The following is a 22,216-nucleotide window of genomic DNA, read 5'->3' on the forward strand; positions in this document are numbered from 1 at the left end:
CGTGCGGGGATGGGCTGGCGGGACCGTTGGCGCCATGGATGGCGCCATCGAGCCCCCATGGATGGGTTTACGGCGTGTCCCGCCAGCCCATCCCCGCACGGCTCCCCCTCAACATTGCAGGGCCGACCATCCGCTGTTGCTGTTGCTGTTGCTGTTGCTCTCGCTCCAAAAGCCTGCCGCAGGCAGCGCCGCAGCCGCCGCTGCGAACAAACCTGAATACGTTCGAACAGCCCACCTCAATCCCCCGCCCCCGCGGCCGATAACGGTCATGTCACCGCTGCTCCCGATCAGCACCGGCGCCTCCACCCACCACCACCCGGGTACTGCTCGATGAATCTCCTGCATCGCTGGCAACACTACTTCAGCAATCTCTCCGTCCGACGCAAGCTCAATCTGCTCACGCTGCTGATCGCACTCGGCGTGATCGCGCTCTCGGTGATCGCTGCCCGCATGCAGTACCTGGACCTCAATGAAACCCGCAAGTCGTCGTTGAAGACCCAGGTTGAACTGACCTACGGCATCCTCGACCACTACCACGGGCTGGCCGCCAGCGGCGAACTCACCGAGCCCGCCGCCCGCCAGGCCGCGCTCGATGCGCTGGCGCGCATGCGCGCCGACAGCGATACGTATTACTACAGCGTCTACGACACGAACTACCGCGTGTTGATGCATCCGTTCCGCAAGGACCTGATCGGCAAGGACATGAAGGACTTCCGCTCCGAGGACGGCGTGCAGCTGTTCCACGACCTGGTGGAAGTGGCTCGCAAGGGCGGCGGGGTGGTCTCCTACAAGTGGGCCAAGGCCAACAGCGAAGGCCTGTACGACAAGGCGTCCTACGCCGGCCTGTTCAAGCCCTGGAACTGGGTGGTCAGCAGCGGCGTATACATGGATGACGTGCAGCAGCAGGCACTGGTCTTCACCGCCATCATGACCCTGGCCGGCGGCGTACTGGTGCTGATCGTGCTGGCATTGAGCTGGGTCATCGGCAACCGCATCGCACGCCCGCTGAAGCAGGCCACCGCCGTGGCCGAAGGCATTGCCGGCGGCAAGCTGGACAGCCACATCGGCCCGCAGCCGCATGACGAAACCGGTCGCCTGCTCGAAGCCATGTCGCGCATGCAGCAGCAGCTGCACGCGGTCATCAGCGGCCAGCGCGAGATGGCGCGCCGCCACGATGGCGGTGAACTCAGCTACCGCATCGACGCCAGCAGCTTCCCCGGCGAATACGGACTGATGGTGCAGGAAACCAACGTCCTGGTCGGCAGCCACGTGCAGACCCTGCACGATGTACTGAACGTCGTGCAGCAGTACGCCGTGGGCGACCTCAGCAGCGACATCGCGCGCTATCCGGGCGAAAAGGCGGCGATGACCACCACCGTCGACACGGTCAAGGCCAACCTCGGCCGCATCAACGCCGAGATCAAGCAGCTGGCCAGTGCCGCCGCTGCGGGCGACTTCAGCCAGCGCGGCGATGCACAGCGCTTCGATCACGATTTCCGCACCATGCTGGAAAACCTCAATGCCATGATGGCAGTCAGCGATGACAACCTCGGCAAGCTCTCGCAGCTGCTGTCGTCCATTGCCGACGGCGACCTGACGGCACGCATGCACGGTGACTACCAGGGCGTGTTCGCCCGCATGCGCGACGATGCAAACGCCACGGTCAGCCAGCTGACCCAGATCGTCGGCCAGATCCAGGCCAGTGCCTCCAGCATCACCCTGTCGGCCGGCGAAATCGCGTCGGGCAACAGCGATCTGTCGCGCCGTACCGAACAGCAGGCGGCCAACTTGGAAGAAACCGCCGCCTCGATGGAGGAACTGACCTCCACCGTGCGCCAGAACGCCGAACATGCGCGCCAGGCCAACCAGCTCGCCATCGGTGCGCACGGCGTGGCCTCGCAGGGCGGTGAAGTGGTCGGCCAGGTGGTCACCACCATGAGTGCCATCGAAGCGTCGTCGAAGAAGATCGCCGAGATCATCTCGGTCATCGATGGCATCGCCTTCCAGACCAACATCCTGGCGCTGAATGCCGCAGTGGAAGCGGCCCGTGCCGGCGAACAGGGCCGTGGCTTTGCCGTGGTCGCCAGCGAAGTGCGTACCCTCGCCCAGCGCTCGGCCGCCGCCGCCAAGGAGATCAAGGGCCTGATCGACGACTCGGTCGGCAAGGTCGCCGAGGGTTCCAGCCTGGTCCACCAGGCCGGCAGCACCATGGGCGAGATCGTCGCCTCGGTGCAGCGCGTGACCGACATCATGGCCGAGATCTCCGCCGCCTCGCAGGAGCAGTCGGCCGGCATCGAGCAGGTCAACCAGACCGTGGTGCAGATGGACGAAACCACCCAGCAGAACGCCGCGCTGGTGGAAGAAGCCACCGCCGCCGCGCGGGCGATGGAAGACCAGGCTGCACAGCTGGCCGACGCCGTGGCGATCTTCCGCCTCGACAACCAGGTCGCTGTCGCAGTGAAGGCGGTGACCGCCAAGGTCGCGCCGAAGGCTGCCAGCCCTGCGCCTTCGCGACCGTTGTCGACGCCGGCACCGATCCGCCGTACCCACTCCAGCACCGTCGTCTCCAACGACGGCGACTGGCAGGAATTCTGATCCTCGCGGCGGCTCCGGCCGCCGCCCCGCCGATGGACACGTCACCCGTGCAGAGCCCTACCCCCATCGTCAGCGGTACGCGCGAATTCGAATTCGCCGACCGTGATTTCCGCCGCGTCTGCGACCTGATCTACCAGCGTGTGGGCATCGCCCTCGCCCCGGCCAAGCGCGACATGGTGTACGGACGCCTGTCGCGCCGCCTGCGTACGCTGGGCATGCGCAGCTTTCAGCAGTACCTGGACCACCTGGAACAGGGTGATGGTGACGAGTGGCAGGCATTCACCAATGCGCTGACCACCAACCTCACCGCGTTCTTCCGCGAGCCGCACCATTTCGACAAGCTGCGCGAAGAGCTGCAGCAGCGCAACGGGCGCGGTCCGCTGCTGTTGTGGTCGTGCGCCGCCTCCACCGGCGAAGAGCCCTACTCGATGGCGATCACCGCCTGCGAAGCGTTCGGCACCCTGAAGCCGCCGGTACGCATCGTCGCCACCGACGTCGACACCCAGGTGCTGGCCACCGCCGGGCGCGGCGTCTACAACATCGACCGTGTCGCCGGCCTCGATCCGGACCTGCGTCGCCGCTATTTCCAGCGTGGCAGTGGTCCCAACGAAGGCCAGTGCCGCGTGCTGCCGGCGCTGCGCGAACTGATCGAATTCCGCCCGTTGAACCTGCTGGCACCGCGTTACGACGTCGGCGGCCCGTTCGATGCGCTGTTCTGCCGCAACGTGATGATCTACTTCGACAAGCCGACCCAGCGCGCGATTCTTGGCCGCCTGGTCAACCACCTGGCCGACGACGGCCTGCTCTATACCGGCCACTCGGAGAACTACCTGCACGCGGCCGATCTGATCCAGCCCTGCGGCCGTACCCTGTACCGTCGTGCGGCAAAGGCCGGCGCATGAACGCATCACTGCGTACCGACGATGTGATGCGCTACCAGGACGCACGCTTCAAGACCATCGCCGCCAAGCTGCTGCCAACCCAGTACCTGGTGGTGGATGACACCACCGCGCTGACCACTACGCTGGGCTCCTGCGTGGCGGCTTGCCTGCGCGACCCGGTACTGAAGATCGGCGGCATGAACCACTTCCTGCTGCCCGAAGGCAACGCCGGCGACGGCGCGCCCGCACGTTATGGCAGCTACGCGATGGAACTGCTGATCAACGACATGCTCAAGCGCGGCGCCCACCGCAAGCGCATCGAGGCGAAGGTGTTCGGCGGCGCCAACGTGCTGAAGGGCTTCACCAGCAATCCGGTAGGCACCCGCAACGCCGAATTCGTGCGCCAGTACCTGCAGGCCGAACACATCCCGATCCTCGCCGAGGACCTGTGCGGCATCCATCCGCGCAAGATCTGGTTCTTCGCCGATACCGGCCGCGTGGTGGTGCAGCGCCTGCCACACGCCCACGAAGCCGAAGTCGCCGCGACCGAATCGGCCGTGCGCGCACGCCTGTCCAAGGCCCCGGTCACCGGTGGCGTGGAGCTGTTCGAATGACCCTGACCGGCAACGCCCCCTGCCGGGTCCTGATCGTCGACGACTCCGCCGTCGTCCGGCAGATGCTTACCGAGATCCTGTCCAGCGATCCGGCCATCGACGTGGTCGGTACCGCCGCCGACCCGCTGCTGGCCCGCGAGAAGATCAAGCGCCTGGCCCCGGACGTGATCACCCTGGACGTGGAAATGCCACGCATGGATGGCCTGGCGTTCCTGGAAAACCTGATGCGCCTGCACCCGCTGCCGGTGGTGATGATCTCTTCGCTGACCGAACGCGGCGCCGATACCACCCTGCAGGCACTGGGCCTGGGCGCGGTGGACTTCGTGTCCAAGCCCAAGCTCGACGTGGCCCGCGGCCTGCAGGGCTATGCCGATGAAATCATCGCCAAGGTGAAGATGGCTGCGCGTTCCCGGGTGCGCCCGCTGGTACGCGTGGCCGCACCGAAACTCACGCTGGACGCCGCCCCTGCCGCGCGCCCGGCAGCAACGCAGTTCCGCACCACCGACCGCCTGATCGCCATCGGCTCGTCGGCTGGCGGTACCGAAGCATTGCGCGTGGTGCTGGAAGGCATGCCCGCAGACGGTCCGGCCGTGGTGATGACCCAACACCTGCCCGCCAGCTTCAGCACCGCCTTCGCCGAACGACTGGACCGTCACTCGGCAATGGCCGTGCGCGAAGCCAGCGACGGTGAAGCGGTGCTGCCCGGCCACGCCTACCTGCCTCCGGGCGGCAAGCACCTGCGGATCATCCGCGACGGTGCGCGCTGGCGCTGCCGTGTCGACGATGGTCCTGCGGTGAACCGGCACAAGCCGGCGGTGGACGTGCTGTTCCGCTCGGTGGCACAGAGCGCGGGCGGCAATGCCATCGGCGCGATCCTCACCGGCATGGGCGACGACGGTGCACGCGGCCTGCTGGAAATGCGCCAGGCCGGCGCGCCCACACTGGTGCAGGACGAGGCGACCAGCGTGGTCTGGGGCATGCCCGGTGCAGCCTTCAAGCTCGGCGCGGCCGAGGAACAGGTGCCGCTGGAGCGCATTGCCGAACGGTTGCTGGCGCTGGCCCGCGGCTGACCGACCACAGCGCCGCGGCGCTTCATCCCGTCTTTCAAACGCCGGCCCCGGAGGGGCCAGCTGTTTCGTTCTTCAAGGAGCTTCACCATGGCCCAGCGCCGCTTCCCCACCCGAACCTCGCTGCTGACTGCCGCGCTACTGGCCCCGCTGGCGGCCACGTCTGCCGCACAATCAGCACCGCCGCACACAACACCCGTCGCTGCCACCGCCACCGCTACCACCACCGACCACCCTGCCCCCTGGACTGATCGCGTACAGATCCAGAGCGGTCCGGCCGGCGCGCTGAAGCGTATGCACGCACCCGACGTGGCGCTGCGCATCGTCACTCCCGATGACAGCGAGGCGCTCACGCCTAAGGGGCTCGCGCTTCTCTTCAGCGGCAACGAGCCGGACTACTTCCAGCGTAACAACCTGCCCGGCAGCATCATCGAAGGACAAGCCAGTCCCGCCATCACGCTGATGCCAAACGTGGCCAAGGCGCTGGTGGGCGGCTACTTCCGCTATGCACCCGACGCGCTGCCCGCGCAGACCAGTACCCTGCGCTTCAGTGCAGACACGTGGGCACTGGTGCACCAGGGCAACACGCGCAAGGATCCCCTCTACCGCCTCAACCACTCCAGCACCATCGAGCAGCGGCGTGCCGACGGTACGCTGGCGGAAATCATCAGCTGCAATGACAGCGACAACCGCGCAACCCTGGAAGCATGGCAGGCCGATGATTACGCGCGGCTCAAGGGGGCCGCGCAGATGATCACGATGAAATGCATCGAGAAGCTGGTCAAGAGGATCCCCGCGATGTATCCGCGCCCGTTGGCCGCTGAAGATGTCAGCGCCTACGCTGACGGCGCCGCTCCCCCGGCACGGGTGCGCGTCTACGCAGCCCTGGGGCGCACCACCACCCTGTACACCGATGCCGCCTGCCGCGAGGATTACCGCGACAGGATCGACGTCAAGTACAACAACGCCGGCGACAAAGGCGTGCTCGGCATCCCCGTCACGGAAACCCTGCGCAGCAAAGAGAAGGAGCGGTTTTCCACGCTCAGCTACCAGGAATACGAAGTGCCCGGTGGCAAGCCGCTGATCTTCGAGGCACGCTTCGACGCAAGCAGTCGCGTGTACTGCGACGGCAAGCTGTCGGGTCAGTTCGTGGCCAGGCCCGGTCAGGATTACGAAGTGGAATTTGAAGTGGCCGACAAGATCTGTCGGCTGCATATCCGCCAGGTGCATGCCGACGGCAGCATGACACCGCAGCAGACGCGGCCAACCCCCACGATCTGCGAGGGCACCCGCGCGCCGGTGCGCATCGAACCGCGGCAGGAAATGCAGGTCCTGCTGTTCACCCCGGGCAGGCTGCAGATCCAGGACACCACGCAGAACAGTGCGCCGCAGCAGCTGAGCGACGACGCCAGCGCCAACGCCGCACTGCAGCAGGTGCTGCAGCAGGCCAGCAGCGCCCCCGGTACGCGGTTGTGCATCGTGACGCCCGGCAGCACCTACAGCAGCCCACTGCGCGACGCGCTCTGGAACCGGGTGCTGGAGTCGCCACAGGCGCTGCCCAGTCTGTGGCTGGAGGCTGCCGCAGTCACTCCGTCGCACAGCGCCGCAGCAGGCGCCCAGGTCGACCTCGCCACCGCCATGACCCACTGCAAGGCCATCCCGATCAAGGAATTCGCCGCGTACTGATGGCCGTGCAACACGGGCGGGATGGGTCATGTCATCCCGCCTGCGTGTCGGCCGTGGTGCCGGCATGGGCCGGATGTGCTTTCATTGCAGCAACGCATAACGGATGCTGCGCGTGTCGACACGGATGTGGTGGAAAGCCCACCTGCTGGCCCTACTGGTGTCGCTGCCCGTGGTTCCGGCCGTCGCCAGTGGCGACCTTTCTACTTCGAGGCCCAGCACGGCGAGATATTCTTCACGCTGATGATGCTCGGCCGTGAGGACCCCGGCGAAGTAAACGTCAGCTGGAAGGGCCCATCGATTGCGGAGGTACCGAATGTTCGCCGCCGGTACTACATCGAATTCAACCGCGCCAAGCGGCGGGCCTACGTCCGCCCGCTCACCCGCGACGGCCTGCCCTGGTTCGAGATGGACGTCTCCGGCGGGCGCGGCAACGTGCTGTTCGCCGGCCAGCGCCTGCAGGGCACGGCGGACTGGACCATCCAGTAACAAAAAGCCCCCGGCTTGCACCAGGGACTTTCATCTCAACAGTATTCTCACCCGCTCGGGTAGCGCCGGGCCATGCCCGGCGTGATCTTCAATCCGCGTCAACCTGCCCCGACTGTCATCTGGGGCTCGGTCGCAAGCTCGCCAGAACGGATCGGTCAGGCTTCATCAGCTCCAAGGTCCGGTCTGCCTTCAATATCTCAAATAGACCATCCGCGCGATGATGAATCGATAGGATTCCCTGCTCAAACAGCATTGTTCCTGTGTCTGGATCAAGAAGATTAACCGTAACATCACCGGCACTGTTTCGCTCACGCACGAAAACCAAGCCATTCGAAACACTCACGTAGCCGTAGCGTGGCGCCAGCCTCCACCGCCCCGACCCATCCAGAAGCCCCCAGCGACCATGCAGTGAGAGGGCGTAGGCCCTCGTTCCATCCGCCAAGAGCGCCGGTGAGGGATCATTCGGCGTGAAATCAGCTAGCGCATTACCGCGCAGATCGAGTATGTGATACCCCGGGTCATACCCCGGCTGTTCGAATGCCGCGATCAGATTCGCACCCAGCGGCTCGATCCGTGGGTAGCGAGGAGGAATCAGCCAAGCGCCCCTGGCATCTATTACACCCCATCCTCCATCGGCTTGGGCCAACAGCAGTTGGTCATCCAGTCCTGCCGCGGTTTGAAAAGGCGCAAGTCGGTAGTACAGGGAAGACGAGATGCTGCCATCATCCAGCATCATGAAACGCACCCCCGCTTCGCCGGGCTTTTGATACTGGACCATCCTGCGGTTCAACGGATACAGGCCTGCAGTGTGTTGCGCAGAGCGCAGCGATCCATCCAGGCCTACAACGTATTCATCATCTTCCGAACTGAAGATTACATAGCCCACGCGTTCGGCGAACTCATCGGTCTTCATACAGTTGCCTGCAGGCGTCGGAAATATCGAACCCGCGCGCGTGAAGTGCAGGCACTCGCCGTCCTCGGTGACCGCCGAAAGCAGGTACCCACCTATTCCAAACTTGAACCGATATCGCCCCATCGGCGCCACTTGCACCCCGTGGGGATCCAACACGGTGTCGTTCCCGGCTTGGGTGGCGAGCGCGAAACCCGACCTGTTGAAGGTCATCCGGTCGTAGTCCTGGCGGCCTACGCCTGCAAGTGATCGATCGACCAGGCCGAAGTGCACACCATCCCGCGAAGCGATGGCAACTTCCGCATCATCATCAATGGCGATAAAGTCATTGAAGACTGGACCGGACTTGCCCTTCGCATCAAGGAAACTGGTCCTGCAACGTCGCCTTTCCTCGCTGCAGATTTCGACAGCCGGACTTCCAGCCCAGGCCGTCGAGCGCAGAAGATCCTTTTCTACCACTACCGTAAAGCGCCGAACCAAGCGGCCCCGTCCATCAAAGAAATCTATGCGTTTACGTACATCGGGCTCGTTCTGCAGCAACACCTCAGCCTCAATCAGCCCGTTGCCATGCGTCTGTACATGATCGTAGTGTCCTTTCACGACGACGCGTCCTGCTGAATTGATGACTCCCCAGTTCGTGCCACTTTTGAAGACCGCTGCCCCATTCTCGAACCCACGGATGTACTCCATTCCCCGATGCTCGGCCAGTCGTCGGCCCGTGCCATCCAGCACCACGCAGCGACCCTCATGACAGAGGCCGTGGCGTGTAGTGCTATCGAAACGTGGCGGCGGTTCGATGGGCTGTGGCATTGCGGGCGCCGGCGTCGCGCCTGCCGATGGCGCAATGGTCAAAAGTACAGAAGCCAATAGAATGCCCAGAGCCTGGGTGGTGACGGTACGGCGATGCGTAGGGCAGGAAGTCAGCAGAAATGAGCGGCGCATCTCAGTCGAGACCGAAGAGGGGGCATCCACGGTAGGCGCCATGCATCTCCACAGAAATACAACTTCTACGAAAGTGCTCCGTCCACAAAAAACCCCCGGCTCTCACCGGGGGTTCTTCGTTTCAACGGGCTGCCGGCCAGCGGCCGGCACTACCCTCAGGCAGCGACCGTGTTGGCCACGTCCTGGTATTCCTCGATCTGGTCGAAGTTCATGTAACGGTAGATCTCGCTGCCGCTGGCGGCGATCACACCGATATCGGCCATGTACTCTTCCTTGGTGGGGATGCGGCCCAGGCGCGAGCAGATCGCCGCCAGTTCCGCCGAACCCAGGTACACGTTGGTGTTGCGGCCCAGGCGGTTCGGGAAGTTGCGGGTCGAGGTCGACATCGCGGTGGAGCCTTCGCGGATCTGCGCCTGGTTGCCCATGCACAGCGAGCAGCCCGGCATTTCCATGCGTGCGCCGGTCGCGCCGAAGGTGCCGTACACGCCTTCCTTGGTCAGCTCGGACGCATCCATCTTGGTCGGCGGGGCCACCCACAGGCGGGTCGGCAGGTCACGCTTGCCTTCCAGCAGCTTCGCAGCCGCACGGAAGTGACCGATGTTGGTCATGCACGAACCGATGAACACTTCGTCGATCTTGGCGCCAGCGACTTCGGACAGGGTCTTCACGTCGTCCGGGTCGTTCGGGCAGGCCACGATCGGCTCGTGGATGTCGGCCAGGTCGATCTCGATGACGGCGGCGTACTCGGCGTCGGCATCCGGCTCCAGCAGCTCCGGGTTGGCCAGCCACGCTTCCATCTTCTCGATACGGCGCTGCAGCGAGCGCGGATCCTGGTAACCCTCGGCAATCATCCACTTCAGCAGCGTGATGTTGCTGGTGAGGTACTCGATGATCGGCTCCTTGTTCAGGCGCACCGAGCAGCCGGCCGCCGAACGCTCGGCCGAGGCATCGGACAGTTCGAACGCCTGTTCGACCTTCAGCTCCGGCAGGCCTTCGATTTCCAGGATGCGGCCGGAGAAGATGTTCTTCTTGCCAGCCTTGGCCACGGTCAGCAGGCCCGACTTGATCGCGTACAGCGGAATCGCGTTGACCAGGTCACGCAGGGTCACGCCCGGCTGCATCTTGCCCTTGAAGCGCACCAGCACCGACTCCGGCATGTCCAGCGGCATCACGCCGGTGGCAGCGGCGAAGGCAACCAGGCCCGAACCGGCCGGAAACGAAATGCCCACCGGGAAACGGGTGTGCGAGTCGCCGCCGGTACCGACGGTGTCCGGCAGCAGCATGCGGTTGAGCCAGCTGTGGATCACGCCGTCGCCCGGACGCAGCGAAATGCCGCCGCGGGTGGAGATGAATTCCGGCAGGGTGTGGTGGGTCTTGACGTCCACCGGCTTCGGGTAGGCCGCGGTGTGGCAGAACGACTGCATCACCAGGTCGGCCGAGAAGCCCAGGCAGGCCAGGTCCTTCAGCTCGTCGCGGGTCATCGGGCCGGTGGTGTCCTGCGAGCCCACCGAGGTCATCTTCGGTTCGCAGTAGGTGCCCGGGCGCATGCCCTTGCCTTCCGGCAGGCCACAGGCGCGGCCGACCATCTTCTGTGCCAGCGAGAAGCCCTTGCCGGTGTCGGCCGGCTGCACCGGCAGGCGGAACAGGTCGGTCGGGGCCAGGCCCAGCGCTTCACGCGCCTTGCCGGTCAGGCCACGGCCGATGATCAGCGGAATGCGGCCACCGGCACGCACTTCGTCGAACAGCACTTCGGACTTGACCTGGAATTCTGCGATCACTTCGCCGTTCTTCAGCGCCTTGCCGTCGTACGGACGCAGCTCGACCACATCGCCGTGCTCCATCTTCGACACGTCCAGCTCGATCGGCAGCGCGCCGGCATCTTCCATGGTGTTGTAGAAGATCGGGGCGATCTTCGAACCCAGGCAGACGCCACCGGCGCGCTTGTTCGGGATGTACGGAATGTCATCGCCGGTCCACCACAGCACGCTGTTGGTGGCCGACTTGCGCGAGGAACCGGTGCCGACCACGTCGCCGACATAGGCGACCAGATGGCCCTTGTCCTTCAGCGACAGGATCTGCTGGATCGGGCCGCGCTTGCCATCTTCTTCCGGGGTGAACGGCGCGTCGTCGCGCTTGTTCTTCAGCATCGCCAGGGCGTGCATCGGAATGTCCGGGCGGGTGGTCGCGTCCGGTGCCGGCGACAGGTCGTCGGTGTTGGTTTCGCCCGGCACCTTGAACACGGTGACGGTCAGGCTCTGCGGCACTTCCGGGTTGCTGGTGAACCACTCGGCATCGGCCCAGCTCTGCAGTACGGCCTGGGCGTTGGCGTTGCCCGCCTTGGCCTTTTCCTGCACGTCGTGGAAGGCATCGAACACCAGCAGGGTCTTCTTCAACGCGTCGGCAGCGATGGCGCCAACGCTGGCATCGTCCAGCAGCTGCACCAGCGGCGCGACGTTGTAACCGCCCAGCATGGTGCCCAGCAGTTCGGTGGCGCGCTCGCGGCTGATCAGCGGGTTCTGCTCGCTGCCCAGTGCGATCGCGGCCAGGTACGAGGCCTTGACCTTGGCAGCGTCATCGACGCCGGCCGGCACGCGGTGGGTCAGCAGGTCGAGCAGGAACTCGGCCTCGCCCTGCGGCGGGTTCTTCAGCAGTTCGATGACATCGGCCGTCTGCTGCGCGGTCAGCGGCAGGGGCGGGATGCCAAGCGCAGCGCGCTCGGCGACGTGGTGGCGGTAGGCTTCCAACATGACAACTCCCGGGTAATGCGTGAGGTGAATAAAAAGTGGGCTCAGGCTTGCGGCACGATCAGCTTCAGGCCCTTGAAGTAGTCGCGATAAAACGTGTCGTTCCAGGTGATCAGGCCATCGCACTGCAGCAGGGCGTGCGCGCCGATCATGAATTCGTCCAGGCCACGGCGCTGGCTGCCGCCGCGCTGGCGATGGCGGCGATGCATCTCACCCGCGCGCAGTGCCGACTTGGCTTCCAGCGCGTTGAAGTGCACGCCCATTTCTTCCAGCGCTTCCAGCACCTCGGCACCGCCGCGCAGGGCGGCACAGATCTCGGCCAGGGTCGCGCCGCAGACCACCACGCGGCCACCGACCAGGCTCTGCCGCAGGCAGGCTTCCACCGCATCGGCCTGCGGGCCGTTGCTGAGCAGTTCGACCAGCACCGGTGAATCGACGGCGATCATCACCGCTTACTCCTCGTCGCGCAGGTCGCGCACGGCCGCATCAGCCGATTCGAAGCCGTCCAGCGAAAACTTTCCGCGGGCGCGGGAGATCGCATCGTCCACGCTCTTGCGCAGGATGATCCGGCTGCCTTCCAGCTCCACCTTCAGCAAGGTGCCCTTGGTCAGGCCCAGCGCATCGCGCACTGCCTTGGGCAGGGTGATCTGTCCGCGTTCAGCAACGGTGGCTTCCATGGGGTACGCCTCAAAAAGTATGTATGAATTATACATACCCGTCGCATCCGGAACAAACCTCCCGATATGTGACCCTGATCCCGCGTCAGTCGCAGCCGGGCGTTAGACTCGCCCAGCAGCCCTGCTGTGCCCCGGCTGGACGCCCCGGCGTTCCAACCGCACCTATCCGCTCCATAAATAAGGAAGTTTCATGCGCGCGCTCGCCCTTGCCCTGATCCTCGCAGCCCCGCTGGCCGTTTCGACGACCTCCGCCCATGCCAACCCGTTCGGCGCCTACACCACCGGCATCGAGATCACCCAGCAGCAGATGGACACCCTGGAAGTGGGCAAGACCACCCAGGACAACATCCGTGAGAAGTTCGGCGCCCCCGGCCGCCGCGAACAGCTGGGCGACACCCAGGTCTGGTACTACGACTTCGTGAAGATCAAGAGCTTCGGCAAGAACATCCAGGAAGCGACCGTACTGGAGTTCAACAAGCAGGGCGTGCTGACGGCCAAGTCCAAGAGCAACGCTGTCGGCAAGACCGGCAATCCGCTGATCGATGCCGCCAACGGCAAGTAAGTCCTGCAGCCGAGGCATTCCTGGACGGGGCGCCCATGAGCGCCCCGTCTGCTTGCGGGCCGGCGCAGAAACGATGCACACGCTGACACGAAGGCTACACACACCGCTGTAACCTTGCGTTCCAAGCCTGCCGGGTCATTGCCGGGCACTGGATCGCCGATACTGGGCAGGATCCGGGGCCGGAGTGCCACCGGCAAACGCAAGCAGGCCCGCCCATGCGGGCCACTGCAAGCCATCCGCAAGAGGAGTCATCCCGCATGAGCGATTCGTTCTCCACCCGCAGCCAGCTGGACGTCGGCGGCAAGACCTACGACTACTTCAGCCTGCCCAAGCTGGGCCAGCGCTTCGACATCTCCCACCTGCCCTACTCGATGAAGATCCTGCTGGAGAACCTGCTCCGGCACGAGGATGGCGGCGTCACCGTCGGCAAGGATCACATCGAGGCCGTCGCCCGCTGGCAGCCCAGCGCCGAACCGGATACCGAAATCGCCTTCATGCCCGCGCGCGTGGTCCTGCAGGACTTCACCGGCGTGCCCTGCGTGGTCGACCTGGCCGCGATGCGCGATGCGGTGGTCAAGCTCGGCGGCCGCCCCGAACAGATCAATCCGCTGATCCCCTCCGAACTGGTCATCGACCACTCGGTGCAGGTGGATGTGTTCGGCAAGCCCGACGCACTGGACCTCAACGGCAAGATTGAATTCCAGCGCAACCAGGAACGCTACGGCTTCCTGCGCTGGGGCCAGAAGGCCTTCGACAACTTCAAGGTGGTGCCGCCCAACACCGGCATCGTCCACCAGGTGAACCTGGAAAACCTGGCCCGCGTGGTGATGACCGCGGACAAGGACGGCAAGGCCGTTGCGTATCCGGATACCGTGTTCGGTACCGACAGCCACACCACGATGATCAACGGCATCGGCGTGCTCGGCTGGGGCGTGGGCGGCATCGAAGCCGAGGCCGCCATGCTCGGCCAGCCTTCGTCGATGCTGATTCCGCAGGTGGTCGGCTTCAAGCTGACCGGCAAGCTGCCCGAAGGCGCCACCGCCACCGACCTGGTGCTGACTGTCACCCAGATGCTGCGCAAGCTCGGCGTGGTCGGCAAGTTCGTGGAGTTCTACGGTGATGGCCTGCAGCATCTGCCACTGGCCGACCGCGCGACCATTGGCAACATGGCCCCCGAATACGGCGCTACCTGCGGCATCTTCCCGATCGACAACGAATCGCTGACCTACCTGCGCCTGTCCGGCCGCAGCGAAGAGCAGATTGCCCTGGTCGAAGCCTACGCCAAGGCGCAGGGCCTGTGGCACGACGCCAACAGCCCGCATGCGCAGTACAGCACCACGCTGGAACTGGACATGGGCACGGTGAAGCCCTCGCTGGCCGGCCCCAAGCGCCCGCAGGACCGCGTGCTGCTGGAAGACGTGCAGAAGAACTACCGCGACGCGCTGGTCGGCATGACCGCCAACCGCGACAAGCGCAGCGAGGATGTCTCCACCTTCGTCAATGAAGGCGGCGGCGCCGCAGTGGGCAACGAGCAGCTGGCCAAGGGCTACGCCGACATCGAGATGGACGGCCGGAAGGTGCGGCTGAAGGATGGTGCGGTGGTCATCGCCGCCATCACCTCGTGCACCAACACCTCCAACCCGGCGGTGATGATCGGCGCCGGCCTGCTGGCCCGCAACGCGGCCGCCAAGGGGCTGGACCGCAAGCCGTGGGTCAAGACCTCGCTCGGCCCAGGCTCGCGTGTGGTCACCGACTATCTTGAAAAGGCCGGCGTTCTCACCGAGCTGGAGAAGATCGGCTTCTACGTGGTGGGCTATGGCTGCACCACCTGCATCGGCAACTCCGGCCCGCTGCCGACCGAAGTCAGTGCCGGCATCGCCAGTGGCGACCTGGTGGTGACCTCGGTGCTGTCGGGCAACCGCAACTTCGAGGGCCGCGTGCACCCCGAAGTGAAGATGAACTACCTTGCCAGCCCGCCGCTGGTGGTGGCCTACGCCATCGCCGGCACCGCCGACATCGACCTGACCACCGAGCCGCTGGGCACCGGCAGCGATGGTCAGCCGGTGTACCTGCGTGACATCTGGCCGAGCAACAAGGAGATCGGCGACGTCATCGCCGCCACCGTGGGCCCGGAGATGTTCAAGCAGAACTACGCCGACGTGTTCAAGGGCGATACCCGCTGGAACACCATCGCCTCGCCGGACGGTGACCTGTACGAATGGAGCGATGCGTCCACCTACATCAAGAACCCGCCCTACTTCGATGGCATGACCATGCAGGTCGGCAGCATCGATGATGTGCACGGCGCGCGGGTGATGGGCCTGTTCGGCGATTCGATCACCACCGACCACATCTCCCCGGCCGGCAACATCAAGAAGGATTCGCCGGCAGGTCGCTTCCTGCAGGAGCGCGGCGTGCAGCCGGCCGACTTCAACAGCTACGGCAGCCGCCGCGGCAACGATGACGTGATGGTCCGCGGCACCTTCGCCAACATCCGCATCAAGAACCTGATGTTCGGTGGCGAAGAAGGCGGCAACACCCTGTACTACCCGGGCAACGGCGGCCAGCCGGAAAAGCTGGCGATCTACGATGCGGCGATGAAGTACAAGGCCGACATGGTGCCGCTGGTGGTCCTGGCCGGCAAGGAATACGGCACCGGCTCGTCGCGTGACTGGGCCGCCAAGGGCACCCTGCTGCTGGGGGTGAAGGCGGTCATCGCCGAAAGCTTCGAACGCATCCACCGCTCCAACCTGGTCGGCATGGGCGTGCTGCCGCTGCAGTTCCGCAACGGCGAAAACGCACAGTCGCTGGGTCTGGATGGCTCGGAAGTGATCGATGTCACCGGCCTGCAGGATGGCGCCAGCAAGCGCGCCACGGTCACCGCGACCAAGGCCGATGGCACGAAGAAGACCTTCGAAGTCTCGGTGATGCTGCTGACCCCGAAGGAAGTGGAGTACTTCCGCCACGGCGGCCTGCTGCAGTACGTGCTGCGCCAGCTGGCAGGTCGCTGAACCCTTCCGTGGACCCGATGGGCGGAAGCCCGGCCCCCGCGCCAGCGCGGGGGCGCTGCGGAGGCGCGCGAACCCGTGGTTCGCAAGCGCGCCTCCTCGCCCACCACGGTGGCCTGCTGCAGTACGTGCTGCGCCAGCTGGCTGCCAGGTAACGGGTAGCGCCGGGCCATGCCCGGCGGATCCCGGAAACAAACGAAAAGGGCCGGATCCTCACAGATCCGGCCCTTTTCTTTGCTGCTCGCCGGGCGTGGCGGCCCGGCGCCACCTATCGTCGCGGCGCGTCCGGGTCGGTACGCAGCGCCTTCAGCAGGCCCCACATGTAGAACGCCAGGATGAACGAGAACGGCAGGCCGCACAGCACCACCGCCGTCTGCATCGCGCTGAAGTTGCCGGCCAGCAACAGGCCGACACTGGCCACGGTAATGCCCGCCGCCCAGAACACGCGCAGCCAGATCGGCGCGTCATGCCCATCCTCCACGCCATCATCGACACGCCGGGTGCACAGGTTGGCGATCATCAGCGTGCCCGAATCGACCGGGGTCAGGAACAACACGAAACCAATGACCACTGCCGCACCAGCGATGTACGGCGCTGCGGGCAAGTATTCCAGCAGCTTGAACAGGGTCATCGCCGCATCGTGCTGAGCCACTTGGCCCAGCACGGCCTGGCCGTGGTTCAGCACCAGGTCGATGGCGGTGTTGCCGAAGATCGACAGCCAGGCCAGCGTGAAACCCAACGGGATCAGCAGCACGCCCATGATCACTTCGCGGATGGTGCGGCCGCGCGAGATGCGCGCCACGAACAGGCCCACGAACGGCGCCCAGGCAATCCACCACGCCCAGTAGAACAACGTCCACGAGCCCATCCACTCACGCCCCTTCGGGTCGTTGAGGTACATGTCGAAGCTCTTGCGCACGAACGCGCCCAGGTAGTCGCCGGTGTTCTGTACCAGGCCATCGAACAGGTGCAGGGTTGGCCCGGTCACCAGCACGAACAGCAGCAGCAGGCACAGCAGGCGCACGTTGAGGTTGGACAGCCAGGCGATGCCCTTCTCCACGCCGGCAACCACGCCGATGGTGGCCACGACCATCATCACCAGCACGATCGCCACCAGCACCTGCGGCGTATCCGGGATGTGGAACAGGTAGACCAGGCCGGACTGCACCACCAGTGCACCGATGCCGAGGTTGGTGACCATCGAGATCAGCGTCGCGAGGATGCCGAAGCCATCGACCATGTCGCCGATGCGGCCATGGATGCGCTCGCCGAAGATCGGGTACAGCGCCGAACGCAGGGCCAGCGGCAGGTTGCGGCGGTAGGCGAAGTAGCCCAGCGCCACGCCGACCAGCGCGTACAGCGCCCAGCCATGCAGGCCCCAGTGCAGGAAGGTCAGCACCATCGCTTCGCGGCCCGCGGCGACGGTGCCGCCGGGCTGCCCGGGCGGGTTGAGGAAATGATCGAGCGGCTCGTAGGCGCCGTAGTACAGCAGCGCGATGCCGATGCCGGCCGAGAACAGCATCGACACCCAGGCCACGTAGCCGAACGCCGGCGATTCCTCGTTATGGCCCAGGCGGATGCGCCCATACGGCGAGAACGCCAGCCACAGCACGAAGCCCAGGCAGGCCACGATCAGCAGCATGTACCACCAGCCGAACGCCGCCGAGACCTCGGCCTGTGCCCATTGCAGCCAGTGCTCGCTGGCCTCCGGGAAAAAGACGGTCAACGCACCGAGGATGCCGATGGAGACCGACGAACTGAAGAACACGAAACGGTTCAAGCGCAGGGGCGAGCGCTTGGGATGAGCCAGGGAAGACATGGGGTCGTCTCATCAGTCCAAGGGGGCACATGGGCGGGGCCGGACCGGAAACCGGGCCCATGGCGTGGGGGCGCGACCGGCATCGTAGGGTTTATTGATTGAACGTTCAATCAATAAAAAGTATGATCTTCACCAGCCCGGCATCCCGGGTCGCAATCCGTGGAGAGACAATGCCGAAGAAAGGCGTGGAACCGGTCCGCCGCGAGCAGCTGATCCGGGCCACTTTCCAGACCATCGACGAGATCGGCATGGCCGATGCCACCGTCGCTACCATCGCAAAAAAGGCCGGCCTGTCCAGCGGCATCGTCGCCCATTACTTCGGCGACAAGGACGGCCTGCTCAATGCGGCGATGCGGCAGATCCTGCGCGAGCTGAAGGCAGCCGTTGCCCGCTATCGCGACGCCGCCGCCGGCGACGCACGTTCACAGCTTCGCGCCATCGTCGATGGCAACTTCGACGACAGCCAGACCAACGGGACCGCCATGCGCGTATGGCTGACCTTCTGGGCCGCCAGCATGCATCAGCCGGAACTTGCGCGGCTGCAGCGCGCCAACGACCAGCGACTGTTCTCCAACCTCTGCCATCAGTTCAACCGCCAGTTGCCGCATGCACAGGCACGCCTGTCCGCACGCGGGCTGGCCGCGATGATCGACGGCCTGTGGCTGCGCGGCAGCCTGGTCGGTGGTGACTTCAACGCCGACAAGGCGCGCCGCATCGCCTACGGCTACATCGATTTCCAATTGCAGGCCAACGCGCCCTGAGCGCGCCACGACCCCGCCCCATCCCTTCCAGGAGCAAGCCGATGACCACCCTGCCCGTGCAACAGCTGTACATCCACGGCCGCCGCGTCGACGCCACCAGCGGCAAGACCTTCCAGACCGTCAACCCTGCCAATGGCCAGGTGCTGGCCGACGTGCAGATCGCCAGCCAGGCCGATGTCGAACGCGCCGTTGAAAGCGCCAGCGAAGGCCAGAAGGTGTGGGCAGCGATGACCGCCATGGAGCGCTCGCGCATCCTGCGCCGTGCCGTCGAGATCCTGCGCGAGCGCAACGACGAGCTGGCCCACCTGGAAACCCTGGATACCGGCAAGGCGCTGGCCGAAACCACCACGGTGGACATCGTCACCGGTGCCGACGTGCTGGAGTACTACGCCGGCCTGGCCACCGCCATCGAAGGCATCCAGCTGCCGCTGCGCGAATCGAGCTTCTTCTATACCCGCCGCGAGCCGCTGGGCGTGGTCGCCGGCATCGGCGCCTGGAACTACCCGATCCAGATCGCCATGTGGAAGTCGGCCCCGGCCCTGGCCGCCGGCAATGCAATGGTGTTCAAGCCGTCCGAAGTGACCCCGCTGACCGCGATCAAACTCGCCGAGATCTACACCGAAGCCGGCGTGCCGGACGGCGTGTTCAACGTCGTGCAGGGCCCGGGCCGCGAGATCGGCAACTGGCTGACCGAGCACCCGGTGATCGAGAAGATCTCCTTCACCGGCGGCGTGGCCACCGGCAAGAAGGTCATGGCCAGCGCTGCATCGTCGTCGCTGAAGGAAGTGACGATGGAACTGGGCGGCAAGTCGCCGCTGGTGATCTGTGACGACGCCGATCTGGACCGGGCCGCCGACATCGCGGTGATGGCCAACTTCTTCAGCTCCGGCCAGGTCTGCACCAACGGCACCCGCGTGTTCGTGCCGCGCAGCATGCTGGCCGCGTTCGAAGCTGCCGTGGTCGAGCGCGTCAAGCGCATCCGCATCGGCGACCCGATTGCCGCCGAGACCAACTTCGGCCCGCTGACCAGCTTCCCGCACATGGAAAACGTGCTGCGCTTCATCGAAAGCGGCAAGAGCGAAGGCGCGCGCCTGCTGACCGGCGGCGGTCGTGCCACCGACGGTGCCCTGGCCGACGGCGCCTACGTGCTGCCGACGGTGTTCTCCGACTGCCGCGACGACATGACGATTGTCCGCGAAGAGATCTTCGGGCCGGTGATGAGCATCCTTGCCTACGACGATGAGGACGAAGTGGTGCGTCGCGCCAACGACACCACCTTCGGCCTGGCCGCAGGTGTGGTCAGCAAGGACATCAGCCGCGCCCACCGCATCATCCATCGCCTGGAAGCCGGCATCTGCTGGATCAACACCTGGGGCGAGTCGCCGGCGGAAATGCCGGTCGGCGGCTATAAGCAGTCCGGCGTTGGCCGCGAGAACGGTATCTCCACCCTCGGCCACTACACCCGCATCAAGTCGGTGCAGGTCGAACTGGGCGACTACGCCAGCGTGTTCTGACCGGCGCGTCCTGAGCACCGCCCATCGTCCGGCCACCGCGCCGATCCGACATTCCGCCGGGACGCCTGCATGCAGCGCGCCCGGCCTGCAGGAGAGCAACCATGAGCACCCATAACGAGTACGACTACATCATCATCGGCGCCGGTTCGGCCGGCAACGTGCTGGCCACCCGCCTCACCGAAGATGCCGATGTCAGCGTGCTTCTGCTGGAAGCCGGTGGCCCGGACTACCGGCTCGATTTCCGTACCCAGATGCCCGCCGCACTGGCCTTCCCGCTGCAGGGCAAGCGCTACAACTGGGCGTACAAGACCGATCCCGAGCCCTTCATGAACAACCGCCGGATGGATTGCGGTCGTGGCAAGGGCCTGGGCGGTTCGTCGCTGATCAACGGCATGTGCTACATCCGCGGCAACGCGATGGACTACGACAACTGGGCCGGCATGCCGGGCCTGGAAGACTGGACCTACCTGGACTGCCTGCCGTACTTCCGCAAGGCCGAAACCCGTGACATCGGCCCGAACGACTACCACGGCGGCGACGGCCCGCTGCGCGTCACCACGCCCAAGGCCGGCAACAACGAACTGTTCGCGGCGATGGTCGAGGCCGGCGTGCAGGCCGGTTACCCGCGCACCGACGACCTCAACGGCTACCAGCAGGAAGGCTTCGGCCCGATGGACCGCACCGTCACGCCGAAGGGACGCCGCTCCAGCACCGCGCGTGGCTACCTGGATCTGGCCAAGCCGCGCCCGAACCTGACCATCGTCACCCACGCGCTGACCGACCGCATCCTGTTCTCGGGCAAGCGCGCGGTGGGCGTGCAGTGGCTGCACAACGACCAGCCGCAGCGCGCCACCGCACGCCGCGAAGTGCTGCTCTGCGGCGGTGCCATCGCCTCGCCGCAGATCCTGCAGCGCTCCGGCGTCGGCCCGGCCGACCTGCTGCGCAGCCTGGACATCGACCTGGTGCACCACCTGCCCGGCGTCGGCGCCAACCTGCAGGACCATCTTGAGATGTACCTGCAGTACGAGTGCAAGAAGCCGGTCTCGCTGGCCCCGGCACTGAAGCTGTACAACCAGCCGGCGATCGGCGCCGAATGGCTGTTCCTGGGCACCGGCATCGGCGCCAGCAACCAGTTCGAAGCTGGCGGCTTCATCCGCAGCGATGCCGAATTCGACTGGCCCAACCTGCAGTATCACTTCCTGCCGGTGGCGATCAACTACAACGGCTCCAACCCGATCAAGGCGCACAGCTTCCAGATGCATGTCGGCTCGATGCGCTCGCCCAGCCGCGGCCGCATCCACGTGCGCTCGAAGGATCCGCGCGAAGATCCCAGCATCCTGTTCAACTACATGTCGCACGACCAGGACTGGCGCGAGTTCCGCTCGGCAATCCGGATCACCCGCGAGATCTTCGCGCAGCCGGCGCTGGCGCCGTACAGCGGCCGCGAGATTTCGCCGGGCAGCGCGCTGCAGACCGACGCGCAGATCGATGCGTTCGTGCGCGAGCATGCCGAGACCGCCTACCACCCGTCGTGCTCGAACAAGATGGGCCACGCCGATGATCCGATGGCGGTGGTTGACGGCCAGGGCCGCGTGCACGGCCTGGAAGCCCTGCGCATCGTCGATGCCTCGATCATGCCGCAGGTGGTCACCGGCAACCTCAACGCACCGACCATCATGATCGCCGAGAAGCTGGCCGATGTGATCCGTGGCCGCGCCCCGCTGCCGCGCAGCACGGCTGCGTACTACAAGGCCAACGGCGCGCCGGTGCGCAACAAGAGCTGAGTCTCCGGACATCGGAAACATCCGCCGGGCATGGCCCGGCGCTACCAGGCGGGCTTTGCCTTCGGTCGCGCCGGGCCATGCCCGGCGGCTTTTGGCGCATACGGCCGCGCAGTGTCCACCCTCTTCGCGTTTTCCCTACGGGACGGTATGCTGCGGAGAGCGGTTC

General features: G+C 65.5%; 16 protein-coding genes. 11 read left to right on the top strand and 5 right to left on the bottom strand.

Annotated features, from left to right (window positions below; translation table 11 throughout):
* Positions 1-330: 330 nt before the first annotated feature.
* The 6 genes from M2299_RS19935 (at position 331) to M2299_RS19960 (ending at position 7,329) form a co-directional block, all read left to right on the top strand.
* Positions 331-2,595, top strand: a complete 2,265-nt coding sequence (locus tag M2299_RS19935) for a methyl-accepting chemotaxis protein (RefSeq protein WP_099842417.1) — start codon at positions 331-333, stop codon at positions 2,593-2,595.
* A 32-nt stretch (positions 2,596-2,627) separates the two neighbouring features.
* A complete protein-coding gene (locus M2299_RS19940; protein ID WP_032975462.1) occupies positions 2,628-3,497 on the top strand; it encodes a CheR family methyltransferase in 870 nt (289 codons plus the stop codon).
* Entirely contained in the window at positions 3,494-4,090 is a 597-nt protein-coding gene (gene cheD / locus M2299_RS19945) for a chemoreceptor glutamine deamidase CheD (protein WP_025878962.1), read from the top strand. Before M2299_RS19940 ends, cheD begins: the two co-directional genes overlap by 4 nt.
* Positions 4,087-5,160, top strand: coding sequence for a chemotaxis response regulator protein-glutamate methylesterase (locus M2299_RS19950; RefSeq protein WP_099842416.1), 1,074 nt, complete (start codon positions 4,087-4,089; stop codon positions 5,158-5,160). Before cheD ends, M2299_RS19950 begins: the two co-directional genes overlap by 4 nt.
* A gap of 87 nt (positions 5,161-5,247) precedes the next feature.
* Complete coding sequence (locus M2299_RS19955) at positions 5,248-6,843, top strand: hypothetical protein (protein ID WP_280884881.1); 1,596 nt, start codon at positions 5,248-5,250, stop codon at positions 6,841-6,843.
* A 129-nt stretch (positions 6,844-6,972) separates the two neighbouring features.
* Positions 6,973-7,329, top strand: coding sequence for a hypothetical protein (locus M2299_RS19960; protein WP_133119676.1), 357 nt, complete (start codon positions 6,973-6,975; stop codon positions 7,327-7,329).
* Between the two features lie 115 nt (positions 7,330-7,444).
* On the opposite strand, the gene M2299_RS19965 is transcribed toward M2299_RS19960, so the two are convergent.
* From M2299_RS19965 to M2299_RS19980, 4 genes are all read right to left on the bottom strand, one after another.
* On the bottom strand, positions 7,445-9,211 hold the full coding sequence (locus M2299_RS19965) for a WG repeat-containing protein (RefSeq protein ID WP_165780892.1): 1,767 nt from the start codon (positions 9,209-9,211) through the stop codon (positions 7,445-7,447).
* Between the two features lie 125 nt (positions 9,212-9,336).
* Positions 9,337-11,928, bottom strand: coding sequence for a bifunctional aconitate hydratase 2/2-methylisocitrate dehydratase (gene acnB, locus M2299_RS19970; RefSeq protein ID WP_280884882.1), 2,592 nt, complete (start codon positions 11,926-11,928; stop codon positions 9,337-9,339).
* Between the two features lie 41 nt (positions 11,929-11,969).
* Entirely contained in the window at positions 11,970-12,371 is a 402-nt protein-coding gene (locus M2299_RS19975) for a type II toxin-antitoxin system VapC family toxin (protein WP_049466025.1), read from the bottom strand.
* Positions 12,372-12,377: 6 nt separating this feature from the next.
* The gene (locus M2299_RS19980) at positions 12,378-12,602 is read right to left on the bottom strand and encodes an AbrB/MazE/SpoVT family DNA-binding domain-containing protein (protein ID WP_025878955.1); all 225 of its coding nucleotides are present in this window, start codon (positions 12,600-12,602) and stop codon (positions 12,378-12,380) included.
* 190 nt (positions 12,603-12,792) lie between these two features.
* Here M2299_RS19980 and bamE point away from each other — a divergent pair, with 190 nt between their 5' ends.
* Entirely contained in the window at positions 12,793-13,164 is a 372-nt protein-coding gene (gene bamE, locus M2299_RS19985; RefSeq protein ID WP_025878954.1) for an outer membrane protein assembly factor BamE, read from the top strand.
* Positions 13,165-13,421: 257 nt separating this feature from the next.
* Positions 13,422-16,175 (top strand): aconitate hydratase AcnA, encoded by a 2,754-nt coding sequence (gene acnA, locus M2299_RS19990; RefSeq protein WP_280884884.1) that lies wholly within the window; start codon positions 13,422-13,424, stop codon positions 16,173-16,175.
* Positions 16,176-16,440: 265 nt separating this feature from the next.
* Here acnA and M2299_RS19995 read toward each other — a convergent pair whose 3' ends face one another.
* A complete protein-coding gene (locus M2299_RS19995; protein WP_025878952.1) occupies positions 16,441-17,991 on the bottom strand; it encodes a BCCT family transporter in 1,551 nt (516 codons plus the stop codon).
* Positions 17,992-18,161: 170 nt separating this feature from the next.
* Between M2299_RS19995 and betI the strand changes: the two genes are divergently transcribed.
* The 3 genes from betI (at position 18,162) to betA (ending at position 22,050) form a co-directional block, all read left to right on the top strand.
* On the top strand, positions 18,162-18,752 hold the full coding sequence (gene betI / locus M2299_RS20000) for a transcriptional regulator BetI (RefSeq protein ID WP_032975469.1): 591 nt from the start codon (positions 18,162-18,164) through the stop codon (positions 18,750-18,752).
* Between the two features lie 41 nt (positions 18,753-18,793).
* Positions 18,794-20,266, top strand: coding sequence for a betaine-aldehyde dehydrogenase (betB, locus tag M2299_RS20005; RefSeq protein WP_280884885.1), 1,473 nt, complete (start codon positions 18,794-18,796; stop codon positions 20,264-20,266).
* A gap of 101 nt (positions 20,267-20,367) precedes the next feature.
* Positions 20,368-22,050 carry a choline dehydrogenase gene (betA, locus tag M2299_RS20010; RefSeq protein WP_059064112.1) on the top strand — a complete coding sequence of 561 codons (1,683 nt, stop codon included), beginning with the start codon at positions 20,368-20,370 and terminating at the stop codon, positions 22,048-22,050.
* Positions 22,051-22,216 lie beyond the last annotated feature (166 nt).

It is taken from the genome of Stenotrophomonas sp. 1278 (assembly GCF_029892765.1).
Classification (GTDB): domain Bacteria; phylum Pseudomonadota; class Gammaproteobacteria; order Xanthomonadales; family Xanthomonadaceae; genus Stenotrophomonas; species Stenotrophomonas indicatrix.

What these genes read in the sequence shown, in the direction of transcription:
- M2299_RS19995 (WP_025878952.1), bottom strand. Translation starts at nt 17,991, where the DNA reads ATGTCTTCCCTGGCTCATCCCAAGCGCTCGCCCCTGCGCTTGAACCGT.
- acnA (WP_280884884.1), top strand. Translation starts at nt 13,422, where the DNA reads ATGAGCGATTCGTTCTCCACCCGCAGCCAGCTGGACGTCGGCGGCAAG.
- M2299_RS19975 (WP_049466025.1), bottom strand. Translation starts at nt 12,371, where the DNA reads ATGATCGCCGTCGATTCACCGGTGCTGGTCGAACTGCTCAGCAACGGC.
- acnB (WP_280884882.1), bottom strand. Translation starts at nt 11,928, where the DNA reads ATGTTGGAAGCCTACCGCCACCACGTCGCCGAGCGCGCTGCGCTTGGC.
- M2299_RS19940 (WP_032975462.1), top strand. Translation starts at nt 2,628, where the DNA reads ATGGACACGTCACCCGTGCAGAGCCCTACCCCCATCGTCAGCGGTACG.
- betA (WP_059064112.1), top strand. Translation starts at nt 20,368, where the DNA reads ATGAGCACCCATAACGAGTACGACTACATCATCATCGGCGCCGGTTCG.
- M2299_RS19955 (WP_280884881.1), top strand. Translation starts at nt 5,248, where the DNA reads ATGGCCCAGCGCCGCTTCCCCACCCGAACCTCGCTGCTGACTGCCGCG.
- betB (WP_280884885.1), top strand. Translation starts at nt 18,794, where the DNA reads ATGACCACCCTGCCCGTGCAACAGCTGTACATCCACGGCCGCCGCGTC.
- M2299_RS19950 (WP_099842416.1), top strand. Translation starts at nt 4,087, where the DNA reads ATGACCCTGACCGGCAACGCCCCCTGCCGGGTCCTGATCGTCGACGAC.
- M2299_RS19935 (WP_099842417.1), top strand. Translation starts at nt 331, where the DNA reads ATGAATCTCCTGCATCGCTGGCAACACTACTTCAGCAATCTCTCCGTC.
- M2299_RS19980 (WP_025878955.1), bottom strand. Translation starts at nt 12,602, where the DNA reads ATGGAAGCCACCGTTGCTGAACGCGGACAGATCACCCTGCCCAAGGCA.
- betI (WP_032975469.1), top strand. Translation starts at nt 18,162, where the DNA reads ATGCCGAAGAAAGGCGTGGAACCGGTCCGCCGCGAGCAGCTGATCCGG.
- cheD (WP_025878962.1), top strand. Translation starts at nt 3,494, where the DNA reads ATGAACGCATCACTGCGTACCGACGATGTGATGCGCTACCAGGACGCA.
- bamE (WP_025878954.1), top strand. Translation starts at nt 12,793, where the DNA reads ATGCGCGCGCTCGCCCTTGCCCTGATCCTCGCAGCCCCGCTGGCCGTT.